Raw genomic sequence first — 22,709 nt, 5'->3', positions numbered from 1 at the left:
GGAACGGATGTCACTGAACTTTAATAAATTTTTTAATATAAGTATGTAATATAATCAGTTACAACATCATCCCAACCAAAGCGGCTGTTCTTAGCGCTATTTTTTATCGCTTGCCATTGCTTAGGATTAGCGTGATTTACATTCAAGGCCTCAGATAAACTATGCAACAGTGCCTCTGCCTGAGCTAATAAGGTATCACCAGTAAAACTAAAACCAGTCACATTATGCTCAACTGTATCTTTTAAGCCGCCAACACTGTGCACAAGACAAGGCTGACCTGCTCGCATTGCCAGCATTTGGCTAATGCCACACGGCTCAAAAGAACTAGGCATTAAAAATAAATCCCCAAGTTGATACATTAAATCACCAACACCTTGGCCATAACCTTTTAAAAACAATAAATTGCTATTTCGCGCCATCGCAGTGGTAAATAATTGTTCTAGTTTTTTATCGCCCGAGCCCAATACAATCAAACGACCATTATATTGGTTTATAACCTTGCATACCTCATCAATAGTTAAACTATTGTTGCGTGGCTGGCACAGCAGCAATACTTTTTGCTCGGTGAGCCGCCCTACACTGGTCACTAAAGGCCCTTGCTGCTCTGATGCCATAAATTGTAAAACACGTTGGTGAGCAATATAGTGGCTGCTGTCTAAGTGTACGTTTTTTGCCATCCAACTAAAAAGCGTAGCTTCTATCTGCTCTAAAAGCTCGCTAAGCGTTGCCTGCTTCGGGTGTTGAGTTGTGTAATCACAGCCGTTGAGGATCCCAATCAGCTTGCCCTGCTCAGCCGCTTGTTGTAAATCACGCTCAAGTCCTTCACCACCAAAAAAACCGCCTGCATCGTTACTCGCAATCTGCACTTCTTGGCTATAACTGGGTGAAACCACATGTACTTTATCGACTAAATTAATAGCACTGCGCATGGGGTTAAAGCAATGAGGGTAACGGGGATCACAAAGCAATTGGCCATCATAACTTAATGAGGGAAACCACGCTTCTAAGCTAGAGTCATCGTCTTTAAAAGGGCGAATACCTTGTAAGGCTAAGTTATGAACCGTGTACACCAAGCGCAGCTTAGCAAGTTTACGATAGCGAGGCTCAAATTTTAGTAACACCGCCACACAAGCACTGTGCCAGTCGTGTAAATGTAACGTGTTTGGTTGTTTTAAAACCCCTTGTAAAAGCGCTTCACAAATCGCGGCATTAAACAGTGCAAACTTACTCGCATCAGTAGCAAATGGACGATTGTCATCATCGTTGCAATACACACTATGTGATTGGCTGAACAAAGGGTGGCTTATTACTATTTGCCTTACTGCATTTTGCGTTTGTGGAATTTCAAACAGCGATAAAACGTGAGAGGCTGAATTAAACGCAACGTTGACTTCACCAATAAAACGGCGCTCACCCAATTCAAAGCCATAATCAGGAATTACCACATCAATCGTTAGTCCCTGTGCCGCTAACGCTTTAGGTACGTCACGTATGACATCGGCAACACCACCGACTTTGGCATTAGGTAACGCATCATTTTCTGCGGCAACCATTAATACATGCATTTATTTACTCTTATAGTTAGCTGCAAGGCTTTCGCCTTGCTATTTAATTATTGATTTAACTTATTCTCTAACTTTGTCAGCATCTCGCGGGTTACCAAAACAATTCCCTTTTTAGATACTCTAAAGCCATTGGCTTCGTCGGTTTTACGATCATAACCAATTTCTAATCCTGGGGGGATCTCACAGCTTCTATCAATAATGGCACGTTTTATTTTACACCCACGGTTAACTATAACACCGGGTAAAATGACCGACTCTTCAATAATACAATATGAGCGAATATGTACATTAGAAAACAGTAATGACTTTCTCACTAATGAGCCTGAAATAATACAGCCACCGGATACGGTTGAATCAACAGCCATACCCCGACGATCGTCATCATCAAAAATAAACTTAGCTGGAGGAAGCTGCTCTTGATATGTCCAAATTGGCCAAGTAGGGTCGTACAAATCCAATTGAGGCTCAGGCATAACCAACTCCATGTTCGCTTCCCAAAATGAATCTAAGGTCCCTACATCGCGCCAATAAGGTTGCCCTACTTGTGCGGGATCTCTAAATGGGTAAGCAAACACATTATGCTCTTCGATAATGGCGGGGATAATGTCATGACCAAAATCACGTCCTGAGCCTTCGGTTTGTGAATCTTTTTGTAATTGCTCAAATAAAAACTCAGTATTGAATACGTAATTACCCATTGACGCTAAACACGTACCTGGTTTGCCAGGCACAGAGCTTGGTTCAGCTGGTTTTTCGTCGAATCGTCGCACTCGATTTTCTTGATCAACGGTCATTACCCCAAAGGTGTTCGCTGCTTCTTCAACCGCGACTTCTAAACAGCATACGGTCATATCGGCACCATTTTCGACATGCTTTGCTAACAAACCGCCGTAATCCATACGATATACATGATCGCCTGACAAAATCATTACATATTTAGGTAGTTCATGGCGAATAATATCCATATTTTGAAATACCGCATCGGCAGTACCGCAATACCATTCATCACCATTACGCTGTGATGCAGGTAAAATCTCAACTGACTCGCCTAATTCCTTTTTAAAGTGCCCCCATGCACGATTTACATGGCGTATTAGCGAATGAGATTTATATTGCGTTGCAATCCCTACTCGTCTTACACCAGAGTTAATACAATTTGATAGTGGAAAATCAATAATACGGTGCTTGCCGCCAAAATAAACGGCTGGTTTTGCACGCCAGTCTGTTAGCTCATGAAGACGAGAACCTCGTCCGCCGGCTAGAATGAGTGCATAGGTGTCTCTGGTTAAATTACTTATATAGCGATTTGCATAACTGGGCATATTACTCTCTCCATTTAGTGTCAGCTATTAGTGTCAGTGTTTGTTTTTACTGTTTGCTGTGAAGTATCTAGTGGGGTTAAGTGCCATATGTCATCACAATATTGGCCTATTGTTCTGTCACTAGAAAATAAGCCACTGGCCGCGGTATTTAAAATACTCATTTGAGTCCAGTGGGTTTGATCAGCGTACGCTTTATCCACTTCACGCTGCGCTGCAATGTAACTGGCAAAGTCATGTGCGGTTAGCCATGCATCGTCTTTGCTTTTAATGCCGCTAATGACATCATCAAATAAGCCGGGTTCAAATAGATTAAAATGACCACTTTCAAGGAGATGCATCACGCTGTTTAGAGCTGAGTTATTCGCAATAATTTCACTGGGATTATAATGCGCTCTAATTTCGTCAATATGCTCGGCTTGTGCGCCAAATAAGAAGAAGTTTTCAGCTCCTACTGCATCGCGGATTTCAATATTCGCGCCATCTAACGTGCCTATTGTGAGCGCACCATTCATCATAAACTTCATGTTGCCGGTACCGGATGCTTCTTTACCTGCTGTAGAAACTTGCTCCGACAAATCTGTTGCAGGACATATAGTTTCCATGGCGGTCACATTGTAATTTGGTAAAAAGGCAACTCTTAAAAACATCGATACTTCAGGGTCTTTGTTGATCACCTCAGCAACATTATTAATCAGTTTAATAATTTTCTTCGCCATCATATAACCAGGTGCGGCTTTACCTCCGAGTAATACACAACGAGGTACCATGCCTTGTGTATCGCCACGACGAATGCGGTCGTATAAATGAATAACATGTAGGACATTGAGTAACTGGCGCTTATATTCATGAATACGCTTTACCTGCACATCAAATAGCATATTTACATCAAACTCGACGCCACACTTTTGTTTTACTAAATCGACTAAACGCTGCTTGTTTTGCCGTTTTGCCTGCTGCCATGTTACGTGCAATTGCGGATCATCATAAAAACGGCGTAATTGGCTAATTTTTGCAAAGTCGCCTACCCAGTCTTTTCCTATTTTCTCGCTAATAATATGGCTCAGACCCGGATTACAATAAGCAAGCCAACGCCTTGGTGTCACCCCATTGGTTTTGTTATTAAACTTTTCAGGCCATAATGAGTAAAAATCTTTAAACAAACCCGCAGTTAATAACTGGGTATGCAGTGCGGCTACGCCATTGACTGAATAACTACCAACAATGGCTAAGAAAGCCATGCGAATTTGCGGCTCTTCGCCCTCTTCAATTAATGATAAGTCTCGTTGCTTTTGCACATCACCCGGCCAATGCCTTGCAACCTCTGCTAAGAAACGGGCATTAATTTCATAAATAATTTCTAAAATACGTGGTAATAATTTAGCAAATAACCCCACTGACCACTTCTCTAATGCCTCCGGCAATAAGGTGTGGTTTGTATAAGCCATGGTTTTGATTGTGATGTTCCATGCCTGATCCCAGTCGAGTTCATGGTCGTCAACTAAAATTCGCATCAGCTCTGCCACGGCAATACTAGGATGAGTGTCGTTAAGCTGAAAAACATGATGCTGAGCAAAATCAGTAAAATTATCTCCGTATTGCTCAATCCACTGGCTCAGTACATCTTGAATGCTTGCCGATGATAAAAAGTATTGCTGGCGTAAACGCAGTTCTTTACCATTTTCACTGCTGTCGTTAGGGTACAACACCATGGTTATTTGCTCTGCGAGGTTTTTTTGCGCCACCGCTTCTGAATAACTACCGGCATTAAATTCGGTTAAATTAAATTCATCGGTTGCTTCAGACTTCCAAAGCCTAAGGGTATTAACAATATTATTTTTATAGCCCGGAATGGGAACATCATAAGGAACCGCAAGCACATCTTGGGAGCTAATCCACTGGCGATGTTCACGGCCAAATTTATCAGTATAACTTTGTACATAACCCGAGAACTTAACTCGTTTAGCTTGCTCTGGAGCGCTCAATTCCCAAGGGTGACCTTCGCGTAGCCAGTTATCTGGCTGCTCAATTTGGTTGCCTTCTTTTATTGATTGATTAAACATGCCGTATTCATAGCGAATTCCATAACCTACTACTGGCAGCGCTAAACTCGCGCAACTATCTAAAAAGCATGCCGCTAAGCGCCCCAAGCCACCATTACCTAGGCCGGCATCATGCTCTGCTTGTTCTACATTTTCCAGCTCAGTACAGTAAGCTTGTAGTGCAGTACTTACCTGAGACTCTAAATCAAGGTTGAGTACCGCATTACCCAGTGCTCTACCCATTAAAAACTCTAGCGATAAATACGCTGTTTTGCGGCGTTTTTGTTGTTTAATTTGCTGATTAGTTTCTCTGCAACGCGCAACGAGTCTATCTCTTATTGTCAGCGCCAATGCATGATATAAATACAACTGCGACTCTCCCACCACATCACGCCCTAAGGTGTAATAAAAGTGGCGAGTTAAATCATCACTTAAGGTACTTTCATCAATAACCGGGCCTTCTTGCCAGCCTTTTACCACACACACTTGCTCGTCTTGCTTAGTCATAATCTTCGCCTTCTAAATTGGCACTAAAAACCCAACTACTTTGTGCTGAAATATTCACGGTTGCATCTTCTTCAACAACAGTTGATGCGTTATTTACGCTTGATAACACTAACGCCCATGTCGCAGTAATGGGCGATTGTGGTAATTGGCAGACCACGGGCTGTTTACTGGCGTTTAAAATAATTAATAAGGCGTGCTTATTTTGCTTATCAAGTAAGCTATACATTAAAAATTGTCGCGTATCTTCATGCCAATGTGTTTCATCCATTTTTTTACCTTGCTCGGTGAACCACTTAACGGTGAAACGTTCATCAATATCATCTAAAAACACACTGTGTTTAAACGCACTGTGACCGTGCCTAATTTTTAATGCATCATCTATAAACTGAATTAATGAGTGGTTTAGTTGTGAGTCTTTCCATGCCAGCCAGCTTGTGCGGTTATTCTGGCAATAAGCGTTATTATTACCACCTTGAGAATGGGCCATTTCACTGCCAGCGGCTATCATTGGCACCCCTTTAGAGAGTAGCAAGGTAAGTAAAAAGTTTTTTTGTTGTTGGAGCCGTAAGTTTATTATTTCAGGATCGCTACTAAATCCCTCAACTCCGCAATTAAACGAATAATTAGCGCTGTGGCCATCTTGATTGTTTTCACCATTTGCTTGGTTATGTTTGTGCTCATAACTGACTAAGTCGGCAAGGGTAAAACCATCATGACTGGTAATAAAATTAATACTATTAAGCGGGCCGCGGTTACTGTGTTCAAAAATATCAAACGAGCCATGTAAACGCTTGGCAACATCACTAATAATGCCTTTTTCACTTTGCCAAAAGCGTTTAATCACATCACGGTATTGATCATTCCACTCACGCCAAGGAGCAGGAAAAGCACCTAACTGATACCCGCCAGGGCCTATATCCCACGGCTCACTGATCAGTTTTACTTTATTTAATATAGGATCTTGTGCAACGGCCTGTAAAAACGTATGAGAGGCACTAAAACCCGTGCTTGAACGCCCTAAAATGGTGGCTAAATCAAATCGAAAGCCATCAACCCCCATAACTTCCACCCAATAACGCAAGCTATCAAGAACCAATTGCAAGGTTTTTGGATGGTCAATATTTAAGGTGTTACCACAGCCAGTATCATTTATATATACATTGGGTTGCCCATTTATAGTGCGATAATAAGTGAGGTTATCGAAGCCACGTAAAGACAATATCGGTCCATCACTGCCCCCCTCTGCTGTATGGTTGTATACAACATCTAAAATAACTTCAATATTGGCGCGGTGTAATTCGCTAACCATCTGTTTAAATTCGTTTATATCGTCATTAACCAAATAGTCTTTATGGGGAGTAAAAAAATTGATGCTATTGTAGCCCCAGTAATTTTGCAGCCCTTTAGTAATTAAAAATTGTTCACTTATAAACGCATGCACAGGCAAAAGCTCAATAGCGGTCACACCTAAACTTTTTAAATGCTCAATAAAGCACGGGTGGCTTAAGCCTAAAAACGTGCCTTGCTGTACTTTTGGAATACCTGGATGACGACAGGTAGCACCTTTTACATGACACTCATAAATTACCGTATTAGCCCAGCTATGCTGTGGCTTTTTATTGGTATAAGCAACCGATGTAGTCACTTTAGATTTAGGCATATCTATCGCATTATTAACCACGCTTTTAGTGCCTATCGGCATTTGTCCGTAATGGCGCTCGCTCCAAGTAAACTCGTTAAACAAGTCTTTTGCATACGGGTCAATCAGCAACTTATGTTCATTAAATAACATGCCCTTTTCATGGTTATACTCACCATCAACCCTAAAGCCATATAATGCGCCAGCGCTAAGTGGCGCAACGTGAATACTCCACACCCCGCCTTCATTAATATTCATAGCTATTTTTAATATTTCTGTATGGCCACTTTTATCAAATAAACAAACAAAAGCTTGGCTTGCATTAGGGGCGTATAAGGCAAAGTTGACGCCGTTGTTTTGTACAGTCGATCCCAATGGAAGAGATGCACCATGGGTAACCTCAAAGCAATTACTCATCATTCACCTTTTGTAAGTAAACAGTGGTTAAGCCACCCATCTGTAATGTGATACTGTGATCAAAGCCATGGCTTGGTTGATTAATTGAATGAATAAGTTGGCTTGGCTCATCAGTAACATTAATGCCAGAGCCAAAAAAACATGACTCATCAGTATTTAATATCACCTTATAACTGCCTTTAGCAGGCACGCCTAAGGTAAAATGTTGATAAGCAGTAGGGGTAAAATTAGCGACAACAACCATAAAATCGTCAGCACTTTTAGCATAACGAATAAAGCTAAATATACTTTGCTGATTGTTATTATTATCTATCCATGAAAAGCCTGTAGCACAGCTATCAAGCTCATAAAGTGCTGGGTGGGCTTGGTACACATGATTAAGGCGTTTTACCGTATCTTGAATACCTTGATGACTTTGATACTCAAGCAAGTTCCAGTCTATTGAATGGTCATGATCCCACTCTTTTCGCTGTGCTATTTCGGCGCCCATAAACAGAAGTTTTTTTCCTGGATGCGCCCACATGAACGCATAATAAGCCCGTAAATTAGCAAACTGTTGCCAATCGTCACCGGGCATTTTGTTTAGAAGTGAACCTTTACCGTGGACTACTTCATCATGACTCAGTGGTAAAATGTAATTTTCACTAAAAGCATACACCATAGAAAATGTCATTTTATGATGATGGTATTTCCTAAATAGTGAGTCTTGCTGCATGTAATGCAGGCTGTCGTTCATCCAGCCCATATTCCATTTGTAACCAAAGCCCAAACCATTATGCTCAACGCTTTGCGTTACTCCGGGCCACGCCGTTGACTCCTCAGCCACCATCATAATACCGGGGTTATTTTTATAACTGCGTATGTTTACTTGTTTAAGGCACTCAATAGCCCCTAAGTTTTCTCTGCCACCGAAGCAATTAGCTACCCATTGCCCTTCTTTTCGGCTGTAATCAAGATACAACATAGATGCCACCGCATCTACTCGCAGTCCATCTATGCCAAATTGACTGAGCCAATACATTGCATTTGATATTAAAAAGCTTTTAACTTCAGGGCGATCGTAATTATAAATATAGGTATTCCAATCAGGGTGAAACCCTTGACGCATATCAGCATGTTCATATAAATGGGTGCCATCAAAACAATGTAACCCATGAGGGTCGCTTGGAAAGTGCCCCGGCACCCAATCCAGTAAAATACCGATATTGGCTTTATGGCATTGCTCAACTAAGTATTTAAAGCTGTTGTAATCACCAAAGCGGCTTGTAGGCGCAAACAAGCCTACCGGCTGATAACCCCAAGAACCATCAAACGGGTATTCACTGATAGGCATAAGTTGTAAATGCGTAAACCCCATTTTAACCACGTAACTTACAAGCTTATCTGCCAGCTCGCTGTAGCTTAAATAACGATTATGCTCAGCGCGTTGCCAAGAACCTAAGTGCACTTCATAAATACTAATAGCGGCATCAATATGATTACGCTTTTGCCTATTTTTGATCGCTTGTTCACTAAGCGTGATAGGGGTGGGTTTGTATTGTAAAATGCTTGCTGTACCTGGCGCTTGCTGCATTTTAAAAGCAAAGGGATCGGCTTTATCTAAAACTTCACCACTGAGTGTGGTGATAGCAAATTTGTAGCACATATCGGCGCACAGCCCCGGGATAAATAACTCCCATACTCCACTAGCCGGATGAAATCGCATAAAGTGACGATTGGACTGCCAAAAGTTAAATTCACCAATCACTGAAACGCTGGCAGCATTTGGCGCCCACACACAAAAACGAACACCGTCTACGCCTTGTTGTGTAATAAATTGCGCGCCTAAGTGCGCATAAGCATGCTCAAGACTCCCTTCATTGAACAAGTACATTGCTTGCTCATCAAGGGTACTACTAAAACTGTATTCATCGTAAAAGGTAATATTATTGCTTCTATAGCTAACATGACATTGATACATACTGCTCGGCATGCTTGATAGCTCAGCTATAAATAAATCACTTTGTTTATAGCGCAATGCAGTAATTGTTTGATCACCAATTAACAATTCAACCTGCAGTGCAGCTGGCAAATACACTCGAATTTCTATGCCGCTTTGTGTACTGTGCGCTCCTAAAAAACTAAACGGGTCTTTAAACCGTCCTGCTGCGAGCGCAGTAACTTGTGAATCATAATCAGTCACTGGCGTTGATTTCATATTTTTTATACTGCCCATTTACCCATTCCTCATTGAATGTATTGCAGTCAAAAGTGATGCGTTATCAGTAAAAATATCCTCGCACGTATGTGTTAACACCCGTCTCCAATTGGGATATTCTTTATCTGTACCCGGAATGTTAACTGGGTAGCATTGTTTGTCTAAGTCATCAATTTGTAGGGCAAATAATCGCGATGGCGACTTTGCTAAACACAAAGCCAGCGCGCTATAAATCGCAAAAGTATCAGTGTTTAATGACATGTCAGAATGTGTGTCTTGTGCATTAATAAAATCAACTAACCGTTGTTGCTCTTGTTGACGTTGCTGCACTAGCTGCTGGTGTTTAGCGGCATCAATCAGCTGATACTGTTGTTTGAGGGTTAAATCACTATGCTGCCACCAGCCAACAAATGGCGGTACGTCATGATTGGCAATCATCAGCAGGCATTGTTCGCTAAGATCATCACGATTAACAAATTCATCATTTTGTTGTTTTTCGAAATAAAATAAACTGTTTGAAAAAATTCCACTGCTCACCAGCGCTTCTTTTACTTCAGGTGGCACAACACCTAAATCTTCGCCTATCACGACAGCCTTATTTAGGTGAGATTCTATTTTCAAAATAGCTAACAAGTGCTCGAATGGATAGTAAACATAGCAACCATCTTGGCTGTTATTATTGCTAAAGCACCACCATAAACGTCTAATTGCCATAACATGATCAATGCGTAATCCACCCACAGCATTCATATTGGCGCGTATAAGTGAGCGGTAAAAATAATAGTTATTGTCAGCAAGGCGCTGAGGATTTATTGCTGGCAAACCCCAATTTTGGCCACTTTCAGCCCAAGGATCCGGTGGAGCTCCTACAGTCGCATCTTGGCTAAACAGTTTCAGCTGATGTTTATATTCGCTGCCCTCTTTGGCACAGCCAACTGCTAAGTCGTTAATCAAACCAATCGCCATTCCTTGGTCGATACAATGTTGTTGGCACAGTATGAGTTGGCTATGTGCTTGCCATTGCAGGTAATAGTCGAATGTCGGTTCTGTGGTTTCTAGCATAGCAAGTACATCGCGGTGCTGTTTACAAAAGGCTGTAAACTCGTCTTGCCGTGCTTGACTACCCTGTTGTTGAAAATGCACAAAAAGCAGTTTAAAGGCATTATATTTCTGCTCAGTAACCGTTTTATAATTAATAAAGGTTATATCTTGCTCGCTGTGCGACGTTAAACAACAAGAAGATAAGTAATCATCTAAAGCGGGGTTGTTAATACTATCTGTCGATAAGTTAATTGCTATATACAATGGATTGAGTAACGCGCGGTTACTGGGGTTATAGGGACTAGCGCACTCTGGGTTATCTGCAAATAATAAGTGCAGAGGATTAAGTAAAATATAATCCATTTTTTGTTTTGCACATAATGTGGTTAATTCAAGTAAATCATTAAAATCACCAATTCCCATTCCGGCTTGGTTTTTTAATGTATATAACTGAATTGATAAGCCAAGGCGTTTACTATCGGCAATTTGATAAACTTGTTTAGGGATAGACCAAATTTGTGTAGTTGCCGATTGCGCTCCCATACTCAGCAACGCATCATAATAACCCGTAGGTAAATGGGTAAGTGGCAACGCTATTTCAATATAACGGCAGTCATTTAAAAAATACTCGCCTAATGGCGCATAGTCAGCAATTTGTTCAAATTGTAGCTTAATATTTAATGCAGGTATGTTAAGCGTAATTTTATGGTGCGCGTCGGTTTCTTTAATACGTACTTTAAGCACATTGCTAGGCTGTTTTACTAAGCTAACAGCCGGTGCAAGCGTTAACCAAGTGGCCGCATCTAATTGGTAATTTAACTTATCTATTTGCTCTGCATCACTGGTGTCAACGCCACAACACTGCAAGGCTAACTTGCGCGTTTGTTCGCTAAAAACAACGTGTTCACCAGTGTACTTAGTGTATTCATAGCCTATTCCATGCAAATAAAATAATTGCGATAGTGCGTCCATTCACCAACCTTAATTAATGCGTTGTGTATTTACTATACTGTTCTCTGAACCAAAATTATTAGCCCGATAACCATCAGCCTGATGGTCGTTATCCCACTGCTTACCATTAATCAAATAACGAAAGTGAAACTCTTTATCAACAGGCAAACGCTGTTTACACTTAAACACACCCAACTTTTTATTCAGTTTCATTGGCACTGGCTGCCAATCATTAAACTCCCCAAGTAAACAGACATCATCAGCATCAGGATGAGAAAATTCAAACGTGACTTCTGCTTCGTTTTTTGTCTTAAAAAAGCGTTTATTCAACATAATAGGCTCCAACTAAACCGTAAGGGTTATTCATCTTTGCCACAGGCCAAACAGCTTAAATAGGCGATGTGGAATCCATTCATTCACATAAAAACAAGCTTAGAGTTAAACAAAACATTATTTACGCATTATTACAGTGCGTTATTTATTTTACCGCACTAGGTTGGTGCAGTTTTTAACCATTTTAAACAGGTTTTTAGGTAAGCTCTTTAACTGAGCAATTTTTAAACCAACTACACCCGATTAAATTTCTTTTACAACAATTCACACATAATCGTTTTTTATTACCGCATTGAGGTTAAAAAACCTTTAGCTTAACCACATCATCAGCGATAATAATTATCTACCTAGCCAATGCCGATAAATATTTAAAAACTATGATTAAAAAAAGCATTCTTATTACCTCTGTTATTATTTTTCTCACTACCATCGCTGTTGTGGGTAGTTCAATTTATACACTATATAGTAAAAAGCTTGTCTCTGTAGACCCAAAGTTAAAAGAAATTTCTGGCATTGAGTTTGATAAATATAAACGTCTGTGGGCTATTAATGACAGTGGCGACGAACCTAAGCTATATAGACTCAATGACGATGGCTCTATCGCTAAAGAAATTTTAGTCAGCAACGCAAAAAACATTGATTGGGAGGACATGACACAAAATAACTTTGGTCATTTTTTCTTGGGTGACTTTGGTAATAATAAAAATGAACGTAAGTGGCTAACCATTTATAAAATAGAAAACCCGATTGATATTAAAACAAATACCACTGAAGCCGAGATAATTAAATTTACCTACCCAGAATTAGACGGCAGTCCAATACAACCTGATCAACGCAATTATGACTTAGAAGCTTTTGTCGCTTTTGGCCGGCACTTATATTTATTTACTAAAAACCGAACTGAACCCTTTGATGGTATTACCAATGTTTACAAAGTAGGCGATCATGCAGCAAATTTTGACGCCCAGCTAATTGACTCATTTAGAACCTGCACCACCATGGAAAAGTTATGCTGGATCACCTCTGCAGCACTCAGCCCAGATAGAAAAAAACTTGCGCTACTAGACTCAACCAGCATTTGGCTGTTTGAAAATTTTAAAGGGGATAAATTTTTCTCTGGTGATGTGTCTAAAATTGATCTTGGTATTGTGACCCAAAAAGAAGCGATCACGTTTTATGATGATAATACAATTGCCTTTACCGATGAGGAATTTAAAGGCATTGGCGGTAATGTTTATTTTTTAAAGCTCGATCAAGTTACTAAGGTAAAGGTACAGCGAAGCCACGCACAAGCCCAGTAGGTTAAAATAAATCTATTTCTGAATCGTTTTCTTGTACGTTGATTAGCTGTTCAGCGATTAAATCTTCGTATACACAAAACTTATCTCGGCCATTATTTTTAGCGTAATACAGTGCTTTGTCGGCGCTTTCTATTACAGTGATTGGGAAATCATAAGGGCTAATACGTGCTAAACCAGCACTGATCGTCATGTTTTCAACAAAAGGAAACGAAGTATTTCTGACGAGTTGTAAAAATTCTGCCATTTTATTACATATGGAATCTGCATCAGTGGGCTCAAAAACAATCACAAATTCTTCACCACCAAAGCGAAAAATTAAATCGGTTGAACGAAAAAAGTGACGCATTTTTTGCGCTAATATCAGCAGTACTTCATCACCGCAAATATGACCATACTTGTCGTTTATATTTTTAAAATGATCAATATCTAAAATAGCTAACCAAGATGTAGATGCGTATTTTTTTTGCCTTTTACCCTCATCTCGGGAAGAACTGTGAACTTTTAATACTTGTTTTTCAATCAGTTGTTTTATTTTTTTCTCAAAGGTTTGTCTATTTAATAGTCCTGTTAATTTATCTCTTTCGTTTTCATGAAGAATCACTAAATAATTTTCAAAAATACGACAAAAAGCATTCAACATCACCTGAGCTGGACTATCTAGGCTGTTTGAAACCACAGAAATTGCGGCGACTGTTTTCTCTTGGCGGGTAATGGGTAACCAACGGCGTTCGATGCCATCTGTTGATTGCACCGTGATAATGCAAGCAGAACGTAAGCAGGATAAAAGCTCATCCTCGGGGTGTGCAACAATTTGTCGTTGTACCCACTCAAATTGCTTTTCACCAGTCACTTTCAAACAAAGGCTTTGTTCAATGGTAAGTTGACCCTGAACTTCTATGTCTTTATAAACTGAAACTTCTTTACACCCAATAAACTCTTGGATGGTCGATATCAAGCTGTATTCAAGTGAGTCTACGTCTCTGTTTTTTGTTATTTTGATAACTGAGTTTAGTAAATTTTCTTGCATTGTACTCCCTAAAGCAAACTGGGCATTAACAACTCATAAATTCAGCATAGACCACAGGGTATAATATGCTAATTAAAATATTGAAATACCAATGTCACCCAGTCTAATAGGGAGCTTTGGGTGAACTTTGAACAAAATATAACTTAGCTATTCGTCATGCAATTTATAAACTTTTCAGATACGAGCGTTATAGCAACCTTATCAGTGTACATAGCCTGACTATTTTTTGTAATAAAGTCAGCACATTGCGCTTGTGATTGTTTGAATTTTTGCTTACATGAGTTTACTGACTCACCAATAACTTCTTGATAAATACTTTCATCACATAAGCTATTGGCAAACTGACTCGCGCCAGTAATAATCTCATCAATATTGACGGGTGAGGATTCTAGTTTGAAAAATATGTCGCTGTAAGTTTCAACCGTTATGTTATCGCTTGAGTCAAATAAAGTGGCCTTTGCACTTAAATATGAGCCACCTATTATTAATAGGGCTGCAGCAGCTAGTGTTGTGTATTTCATAACATTTCCTTGTAATGTTTTTGAGCTGTTTTGCCAAAACGTCCTGTTTCTCACATTGTAATCAACTAGTGTTCTTGCATGTAATAACTATACTTATCAGGTTTGTTTAGTATTGGAGGATTGTGGCAAATGCAGGGGCGAAAAGCCTATTGATTTGGTCAAAAACAATCCTTGTTTCTAATAACGAGGAGATTACAATTAAGTGAGCCTAAATGCAAATAATTAATACTCACTGAATGGTTAGAAATAAATCTAATTAACGCTTAAATTTGGTTTCTAAAATAACCGATGAACGAGTGCGCTCTACCCCATCTAAATTACCTATATCGTCTAATAAGTGGCTTAACTGCTCGAGGTTTTGAGCTTCGACAATGGCAATTAAATCAAATTCACCGCTAATTGCATACAACTGAGATATGGCATCTATTTGTTTTAACTCTACGTTGGTTTTAGTCGTTAGCTTTTGTTTGACCTTTATTGAGACATGTGCAGAAACTAAGCTATTTAAAAAATCATCTCCAAAGTCAACGTTATACCCTTTAATCACCCCACTTTGCTCCAACTTAAGCATGCGACTTTGCACTGTTGAGCGGGATAAATTTAAATGCCTTGCAAGGTCAGAAATACTTGCTCTAGCGTTCGTTTTTAATACTGATAGTAGCTTTTTATCTTGGGGAGTTATCATAATGCTAATAAGGTTCGTTATTTTGACTATTATTCTAATCATTTTTCACAAAATAGCACTGCAAATTTAATCCATAACCTTTGATAATGACATTTTTAATAAGTATGAACGCATTGTATTGCTGAATAAGCCTGAGCTTATCGTTATTTTTCAGCAACGTTTTTTATGTGATTAATTTAGGTGTAAAAATGCAAGTAACCAGAGATTTATTTAACGACGTAATGGTCCCTAATTACAACCCATCTGCAGTTATTCCCGTTCGTGGTGAAGGCTCACGCGTGTGGGATCAAAATAACAACGAATTTATCGATTTTGCCGGTGGTATTGCGGTTAATTGTTTAGGTCATTGTCACCCTGCATTAGTGAGCGCACTAAAAGAGCAAGGCGAAAAAATTTGGCACTTAGCAAATGTAATGACCAATGAGCCAGCACTTCGCTTAGCTAAGAAAATGGTTGATGCTACCTTTGCAGAAAAAGTTTACTTTGCAAACTCAGGAGCTGAAGCAAACGAAGCGGCTTTAAAGTTAGCGCGTCGCTTTGCCTTGGACAAATTTGGTGCTGAAAAGTCTAAGATCATCGCTTTTAATAAAGGCTTTCATGGCCGTACTTTTTTCACTGTAACTGTAGGTGGCCAAGCCGCTTATTCTGATGGTTTTGGGCCAAAGCCTGCTGATATTGTTCATTGTGACTACAATGATATTGCTGCCTTTGAAGCCTTAATTGGCGATGATACTTGTGCAGTAATGATGGAGCCATTACAAGGTGAAGGCGGTATTGTGCCACCAACCAATGAGTTTGCACAAAAAGTACGTGAACTGTGTACTAAGCATAACGCACTGCTTATTTTTGATGAAGTACAAACCGGCGTTGGCCGTACAGGTCATTTATATGCATACGAAGGCTTAGATGTTATTCCTGATATTTTAACCACGGCAAAAGCATTAGGTGGCGGTTTCCCAATTGGCGCTATGATCACGACTACTGACATTGCAGCACACCTAAAAATAGGGACTCATGGTTCTACCTACGGTGGTAACCCATTGGCATGTGCTGTTGCAGAAGCTGCATTTGATACAGTAAATACCCCTGCGGTTTTAAATGGCGTAAAAGAACGTGAACAAATGTTCCGTGATGGTCTAAATGCCATTAACGAAAAATACCATGTATTTAGTGAAATCCGTGGTAAAGGCTTACTTATTGGTGCTGCATTAAATGAAAAATTTGAAGGCCGTGCTCGCGACTTCTTAGTTGCAAGTGCTAATAACGGTTTAATGAATTTAGTAGCCGGAATGAACGTTATCCGCTTTACACCTTCATTAGTGATCCCATTTGAGGATATTAAGGAAGGCTTAGCTCGCTTTGAAAAAGCAGTAAGCGAAGTTGTAAACGGTTAATCACTAAGTAAAACATATAAAGCCCTGAGATAAATGTTTACCTCAGGGCTTTATTGGAGCAAGTAGTTAATGCAAGTATTACGTCCTATTACTGTCAATGATTTTGCAGCACTTAAAGAGATTGCCATTGAATCAGGCCATGGTTTTACCTCTTTACCTGTCGATGATGGACAACTACAAGAAAAAATAGACCGTGCACAAAACAGCTTTACTAAAAATGTAAATAAGCCTATCGATGAAAGCTATTTATTTGTTTTAGAAGACAGTGACACTGGCAAAGTAATTGGTACTACCGCCATAGAAGCGGCCGTCGGTTTGTCTGTGCCTTTGTATCACTACCATTTAGGTAAAACTGTCCATCATTCACCCACCTTAAACGTTTACAATACCGTTGATATTTTAAGTATGTGTAATGACTACACAGGCTGCTCAGAAATATGTACTTTATTTTTACGTGAAGACAGCAGAAAAGGCTTAACAGGGCGGTTTTTATCACGTTCACGCTTTTTATTTATGGCACAACATAGTGAACGCTTTGCCGACACTGTAATTGCTGAAATGCGTGGCGTGAGTGATGAACAGGGGCACTCTCCATTTTGGCAATGGTTACAAGAACACTTTTTTAGTATTGAATTTCCACAAGCTGATCACTTAGTTGGTTTAGGCGATAAAGTATTTATTAGCGAGCTTATGCCTAAATACCCTATCTATGTAAACTTGCTAAGTAAAAAAGCACAAGCGGTGATTGGTCATGTTCATGATAAAACCAAGCCTGCACTTAAGTTGCTTGAAAAAGAAGGGTTTGAACATCGTGGCTACGTTGATTTATTTGACGCAGGTCCCACGGTAGAGGCAAAGCTCGGTAATATTCGCAGTATTCGTGATTCACAAGTATGCCCAATTACCATTGGTGAACTTGAACATATTAATGAGCAAAGCTCAGATACCCTTGCTATTTGTAATCAAGGGGTTAGCGACTTTAGAGCCACGTTCACTAAACACGCTCATTATAATCAAGCAAAGCACACCTTAGTTATCAGCCAAGAAGTAGCTGATGCACTTCATTTAAATCAAGGAGATGCAGCGCGATTTTTCCGCCTGTAACACTATTTATGAACACACAACTAATTAATAACCAATGGCACGCAGGCCAAGGCCCTGCTTTTAATTCTGTTAATCCAAGCAATGGCGAAGTTGTTTGGCAAGGTAATGGTGCCAGCCCCGAACAAGTTAGCAGTGCTATTGAAGCGGCAAGAGCCGCGCAAATTCAATGGGCAGATATGCCAATTGAACAACGTATTACCATTTTAGAAAACTTTGTTGCCCAATTAAAAGAACACAGCGAAGAATTTGCTAGCATTATTGCTCGTGAAACAGGTAAACCACTATGGGAAACGCGCACAGAAGTCGGTGCGATGACAGGCAAAGTTGCTATTGCTATCCGTGCTTACAATGAACGAACTGGCACAACCGAAAACCCAATGCCTGGCGCAAAAGCCTTTATTCGCCACAAACCACATGGTGTAGTGGCTATTTTTGGCCCATATAATTTCCCTGGGCATTTACCAAACGGTCATATAGTCCCTGCTATATTAGCGGGTAATACCGTGGTGTTTAAACCATCAGAACTAACTCCTTACGTAGCACAGTTTACTTTAGAGCTGTGGCTAAAAGCAGGCTTACCTGCTGGGGTTATAAACCTTGTTCAAGGTGAACTAGAAACAGGTAAAGCACTTGCTTCACATCAAGATATCGATGGCTTATTTTTTACTGGTAGCTCAAACACAGGGCATTTATTACATAAACAATTTGCAGGCCATCCAGGTAAGATCTTAGCGCTTGAAATGGGCGGTAATAACCCGCTAGTGGTTAAAGATGTTGCTGATGTGAGCGCAGCCGTTCACGATATTATTCAATCGGGCTTTATTACTTCGGGTCAGCGTTGTACTTGTGCACGTCGATTATTTATTGAAAAATCAGCCAATGGCGATGCTATTTTAGAAAAGCTGATCAGCGCAACCAAAAATATCCTTGTAGATGATAGCTTTGCTGACGATCAACCATTTATGGGTGCCATGATCAGTGAAAAAGCCGCCTTAGGCATGGTTGCAGCGCAAGCTGACCTAGTTAAACAAGGTGCTGAGGTACTCGTTGAGCTTAAACAATTAAAACCAGGCACTGGCTTTGTCAGCCCGGGTATTATTGATGTCACTAAAATCGATGAAATCGCCGATGAAGAACACTTTGGCCCGCTAATTAAAGTATATCGTTACACTGACTTTGATAGCGCTATAGCAGAGGCGAATAACACCAGCTTTGGTTTATCTGCAGGTTTACTTGCAGACAGCGAAGATGATTACAGCCACTTTTTAAAACGTATTCGTGCCGGTATTGTTAACTGGAACCGCCCTATTACAGGCGCATCAAGCGCAGCGCCATTTGGTGGCATAGGTGCCAGTGGTAACCACAGAGCTAGTGCATACTATGCTGCTGATTACTGCGCATACCCAGTGGCCTCAGTAGAGTCAGAAAAAGTTAACTTACCGCAAACCCTCGCGCCGGGCTTAATTATTGAATAACAATTTTAGAAAATTTAAGGATTTACCATGCATACTGATGTAAACACATTATTTGATAACTTATGGCAAAACTACCTAACAGTAACGCCATCAGCTGATAAAATTCATGACTTATTAGGCTCAACGCAAAAAGACGACATTATTAACGACCATATTGCACTGCGTACTTTTAACATAGAAAAAGTAGGCCTTGAAAAACTAGCTGCGCACTTTTTAGCTATTGGTTATAAAGAATGTGGTGAATATCACTTTGAAGCAAAAAAACTCTACGCCAAGCATTATGAGCATAGCGATCCGACACAGCCTAAAGTGTTTATTTCTGAATTATTAGTTGAAAAATTTTCGCCTGAGCTACAAGCAATCGTTACGGATATGGTGGCACAAATTGACGAAAGCGCTGTGACTGCCGATAATTTTTTATATTCAGGCACACACTGGCAAGTAAGCACTGATACTTACAAAAAGTTATTAGCTGAGAGCGAATATGCAGCGTGGATGTCTGCGTGGGGTTACCGTGCAAATCATTTTACTGTGAACATTAATACCTTAGCTAAATTTGATAACATCCATGATGTAAACCAAGCTCTTAAAGATGCCGGTTTTGCACTTAATACCTCAGGAGGCGAAGTAAAAGGCTCACCAGAAGTGCTATTAGAGCAATCATCAACATTAGCTGATGAATACGCTGTGACCTTTAGCGATGGCGATATGCGCATTCCTAGCTGTTTTTACGAGTTTGCTATTCGTTATCCAAAACCTGATGGTGAAATTTACACTGGATTTGTTGCAGCCTCTGCAGATAAAATTTTCGAGAGCACAAACGCACGTTAACTGAGTTGTGCTAAATTAAAAAAAGCCCATTTTTGGGCTTTTTTTGTTTCTGAGAAAAAGCTCACTTATAAATCATAAAAACAACGGCTTGTAGTCGTTTTCTAATTGTTCAAATGACAAATTACCAATAAAACGACCAAAGCTCAGCCACGTAGCAAGTCCTCTTAAATCTTTAAAATGAGGCGGCACAAATTGTGGGTTTTCAATCACACCTAAATCATGTAGTTGCGATATTAACCTAAAGTCATCAATTGATATTTTACCCACCAGCAATAGCGGTAATTGGTCAATTCTGCCAAGCTGTATCGCCACCCGAATTAAGTTATAAACCAATACAAAGCCTTTTATATAAGCAATGTCTTTAGTAAACGGTAAGCCGGTTGCGGTGCTACCTCTAAATACACGCTGTGCAAGGGTGTAGCTGTCGTCTTTTGATAACCCTTGTGCTACATAATCTCGGTATATATCTACAAACTCAGCACCATCAATCACTTTGGTGACCGCTTGAATACGGTTTACTAATTTTGATAAGCGACGTGGTGTTGATTTAAGAGTAATTATTTCGGTCAGTACTGCAAGCCCTTCTTGGGTAACGGTAGAGCTTGGCGTGCCTTTACTCAAACAAGTTAAATAAGGTTGCGCTAAGCCATTTTGAGTGGTGCCTACATGGATCCAGCCCTCGTGCACCTCTAAAATATCTAATTCGCGCTGAGAAAACTTAACATCTTGATTAAGCTTTATATTGTTAGCTCCTGCTGCCGCATCACTGACAATTCCATCACTAAGCATTACTTCCACATTAATCCCTTGCATACTGGCATTGACCTGCTCAGACAAAATACGCACCGCATCACTGGCATCAATATTTTTAGGATCTTCAGGCAAAATGTTCGCATCAAGCAAACTTTTTAATGGCTGCTCAAGCATATTAGCAAGCTCAGATAACGATGGCTCACCAGCATGAAAAAGGTCTTTTGGATGCCCAAAAAGCTCTACCGACAAGTCATGAAATTCGGCAGTACCTCGGTACTCCAGCATATTAAGCACTGTTTTATATTCGCTACACATTTTACCCATATATTGAGTTATTGGGTTTAATTGCCCCAACTGATTAATAATATTTCGGTGCAGTGTTGAAAATGCTTGGCGCAACTCACTAGGCACAAACCCTAAATCTCGCTGTTGGTAGTAAGCACGGTCTATTAAAGGATTTTTTTGGCATTTTTGCCTAAAAAATTCTTCTTTAGTCTGTTTATCCCAATTAATTGCATCGAGAATTCTAATTGGGGTTTGCAGCGCAATGAGTTGGTCGGATAAGTCACGAGTTTTTAAAAGTAACGCCTTGTCTATCATGGTAAAAGCTCAACATAGAGTGAGCTCTGAGCATAATTTATAAATTAAAAATAGCAAAGCAATATCACACATTCTTGACTATTGTTTTTATGATGATCGACCCGCATATCTATAGCGTATGAAAGAGTAAATAAAGGTGCAGACAATGAAAAATGAAATCGACAACAAACAGATTCTAGCGGTTTACGAACGTATCCAGCAACGAGGTGAGACCACAGAAGAAGGTAAGCTTTATCAGGGAGTAACTGCATTTTCTGATATTGACGGCTATACCGTTTACTTACAAGGCAGTGGGGTGTTATTACGCTTTGGATTTCATAATACCTACCATTTAGATTACGAACATGACAAACACAAAGACGACTTTTTGAAGAAACTTTACAACATAGCTAATGAAGAGTAATGCGACCAACAAATAGACGAAATAGACCAACTAGTTCGCGCAATTTGCAGTTTATTCACCAAGTTATTGCGCAATTAAAAGCTGAGCCTGAAAAGCTGCAACTGATAAAAAATAATCTTGCTTATTACCGCGAACAAACACACTTAAAGCGCGGTTTTTTGCTCGCGATTGAACGTTTTGATTGGGTGTTTGAAGCGACTGATAACATCGACGAAATTTGTGAGCAGATTATGGCCGATGACTATATTGGCAATCGTTTAAGACGTTATCCCTTATTATTTAAAGGTGTTGTTGAAAGCTAAACAGCGCCTTATTTTGCCCCTACTTCGCGTTAACATTTGTTTAATTTACCTCCCATATTTCTCTTTGAAACCGGATTTTGATTGCACCAACATATCTATTCCCTTTACCTTTATGTAAATGCCTTGCTGGTAAAAAATACAATTAGTACTCTAATAGTTATCGCACTAACAAATAAATCACTAAAAGTTTCACTCACCTCGTAAAGAATTGATTACACTATAAAGAACAATACCAATAAAACATACAAACCATTGTTATTTAAAGACTTTAAACAAGGTCTTGAGTTGTTAATTTTACATCA

At 39.8% G+C, this 22,709-nt stretch carries 18 protein-coding genes; 7 read left to right on the top strand and 11 right to left on the bottom strand.

Annotated features, from left to right (window positions below):
- Positions 1 to 32: 32 nt before the first annotated feature.
- The 7 genes from ACNSN2_RS18100 to ACNSN2_RS18070 are packed head-to-tail and all read right to left on the bottom strand — an operon-like array spanning position 33 to position 12,011.
- Positions 33 to 1,565: a glycogen synthase gene (locus ACNSN2_RS18100; protein ID WP_418609389.1), complete on the bottom strand. Its 1,533-nt coding sequence runs from the start codon at positions 1,563 to 1,565 to the stop codon at positions 33 to 35.
- A gap of 47 nt (positions 1,566 to 1,612) precedes the next feature.
- Entirely contained in the window at positions 1,613 to 2,887 is a 1,275-nt protein-coding gene (gene glgC, locus ACNSN2_RS18095; RefSeq protein ID WP_418609391.1) for a glucose-1-phosphate adenylyltransferase, read from the bottom strand.
- Positions 2,888 to 2,907: 20 nt separating this feature from the next.
- Complete coding sequence (locus ACNSN2_RS18090; protein ID WP_418609393.1) at positions 2,908 to 5,433, bottom strand: glycogen/starch/alpha-glucan phosphorylase; 2,526 nt, start codon at positions 5,431 to 5,433, stop codon at positions 2,908 to 2,910.
- On the bottom strand, positions 5,426 to 7,489 hold the full coding sequence (gene glgX / locus ACNSN2_RS18085) for a glycogen debranching protein GlgX (protein WP_418609395.1): 2,064 nt from the start codon (positions 7,487 to 7,489) through the stop codon (positions 5,426 to 5,428). Before glgX ends, ACNSN2_RS18090 begins: the two co-directional genes overlap by 8 nt.
- A complete protein-coding gene (gene glgB, locus ACNSN2_RS18080; protein WP_418609397.1) occupies positions 7,482 to 9,704 on the bottom strand; it encodes a 1,4-alpha-glucan branching protein GlgB in 2,223 nt (740 codons plus the stop codon). Before glgB ends, glgX begins: the two co-directional genes overlap by 8 nt.
- Positions 9,705 to 11,699, bottom strand: coding sequence for a 4-alpha-glucanotransferase (gene malQ / locus ACNSN2_RS18075; protein WP_418609398.1), 1,995 nt, complete (start codon positions 11,697 to 11,699; stop codon positions 9,705 to 9,707).
- 9 nt (positions 11,700 to 11,708) lie between these two features.
- A complete protein-coding gene (locus ACNSN2_RS18070) occupies positions 11,709 to 12,011 on the bottom strand; it encodes an isoamylase early set domain-containing protein (RefSeq protein ID WP_010388937.1) in 303 nt (100 codons plus the stop codon).
- A gap of 377 nt (positions 12,012 to 12,388) precedes the next feature.
- Here ACNSN2_RS18070 and ACNSN2_RS18065 point away from each other — a divergent pair, with 377 nt between their 5' ends.
- Complete coding sequence (locus ACNSN2_RS18065) at positions 12,389 to 13,312, top strand: hypothetical protein (protein WP_418609400.1); 924 nt, start codon at positions 12,389 to 12,391, stop codon at positions 13,310 to 13,312.
- A 1-nt stretch (position 13,313) separates the two neighbouring features.
- Here the strand turns inward: ACNSN2_RS18065 and ACNSN2_RS18060 are convergent, their stop codons facing one another.
- From ACNSN2_RS18060 to ACNSN2_RS18050, 3 genes are all read right to left on the bottom strand, one after another.
- Positions 13,314 to 14,339, bottom strand: a complete 1,026-nt coding sequence (locus ACNSN2_RS18060) for a GGDEF domain-containing protein (RefSeq protein ID WP_054201650.1) — start codon at positions 14,337 to 14,339, stop codon at positions 13,314 to 13,316.
- Positions 14,340 to 14,482: 143 nt separating this feature from the next.
- Positions 14,483 to 14,860 carry a hypothetical protein gene (locus ACNSN2_RS18055; protein ID WP_010388941.1) on the bottom strand — a complete coding sequence of 126 codons (378 nt, stop codon included), beginning with the start codon at positions 14,858 to 14,860 and terminating at the stop codon, positions 14,483 to 14,485.
- 256 nt (positions 14,861 to 15,116) lie between these two features.
- Positions 15,117 to 15,545: an Lrp/AsnC family transcriptional regulator gene (locus ACNSN2_RS18050; protein ID WP_010388942.1), complete on the bottom strand. Its 429-nt coding sequence runs from the start codon at positions 15,543 to 15,545 to the stop codon at positions 15,117 to 15,119.
- A gap of 188 nt (positions 15,546 to 15,733) precedes the next feature.
- Here ACNSN2_RS18050 and ACNSN2_RS18045 point away from each other — a divergent pair, with 188 nt between their 5' ends.
- The 4 genes from ACNSN2_RS18045 to ACNSN2_RS18030 all read left to right on the top strand — a co-directional run bounded on the left by ACNSN2_RS18045 (position 15,734) and on the right by ACNSN2_RS18030 (position 20,349).
- A complete protein-coding gene (locus ACNSN2_RS18045; protein WP_418609403.1) occupies positions 15,734 to 16,939 on the top strand; it encodes an aspartate aminotransferase family protein in 1,206 nt (401 codons plus the stop codon).
- Between the two features lie 69 nt (positions 16,940 to 17,008).
- Positions 17,009 to 18,043 (top strand): arginine N-succinyltransferase, encoded by a 1,035-nt coding sequence (gene astA / locus ACNSN2_RS18040; protein ID WP_010388944.1) that lies wholly within the window; start codon positions 17,009 to 17,011, stop codon positions 18,041 to 18,043.
- 8 nt (positions 18,044 to 18,051) lie between these two features.
- Positions 18,052 to 19,518: a succinylglutamate-semialdehyde dehydrogenase gene (gene astD, locus ACNSN2_RS18035; protein WP_418609405.1), complete on the top strand. Its 1,467-nt coding sequence runs from the start codon at positions 18,052 to 18,054 to the stop codon at positions 19,516 to 19,518.
- Between the two features lie 27 nt (positions 19,519 to 19,545).
- Positions 19,546 to 20,349: a DUF1338 domain-containing protein gene (locus ACNSN2_RS18030; RefSeq protein ID WP_418609406.1), complete on the top strand. Its 804-nt coding sequence runs from the start codon at positions 19,546 to 19,548 to the stop codon at positions 20,347 to 20,349.
- A gap of 72 nt (positions 20,350 to 20,421) precedes the next feature.
- Here ACNSN2_RS18030 and ACNSN2_RS18025 read toward each other — a convergent pair whose 3' ends face one another.
- Positions 20,422 to 21,702, bottom strand: coding sequence for a flavohemoglobin expression-modulating QEGLA motif protein (locus tag ACNSN2_RS18025; RefSeq protein ID WP_075170231.1), 1,281 nt, complete (start codon positions 21,700 to 21,702; stop codon positions 20,422 to 20,424).
- A gap of 145 nt (positions 21,703 to 21,847) precedes the next feature.
- On the opposite strand from ACNSN2_RS18025, the gene ACNSN2_RS18020 reads away from it, so the two are divergent.
- Entirely contained in the window at positions 21,848 to 22,105 is a 258-nt protein-coding gene (locus ACNSN2_RS18020) for a DUF3081 domain-containing protein (protein ID WP_010388948.1), read from the top strand.
- A complete protein-coding gene (locus ACNSN2_RS18015) occupies positions 22,105 to 22,407 on the top strand; it encodes a hypothetical protein (RefSeq protein WP_054201207.1) in 303 nt (100 codons plus the stop codon). The genes ACNSN2_RS18020 and ACNSN2_RS18015 overlap by 1 nt, the downstream gene beginning before the upstream one ends.
- Positions 22,408 to 22,709 lie beyond the last annotated feature (302 nt).

This window comes from Pseudoalteromonas sp. US3C1013 (assembly GCF_048401115.1).
Classification (GTDB): Bacteria; Pseudomonadota; Gammaproteobacteria; order Enterobacterales; family Alteromonadaceae; genus Pseudoalteromonas; species Pseudoalteromonas undina.
The sequence above is the reverse complement of the archived record's forward strand: the minus strand, read 5'-3'. Positions and strand labels throughout refer to the sequence as shown.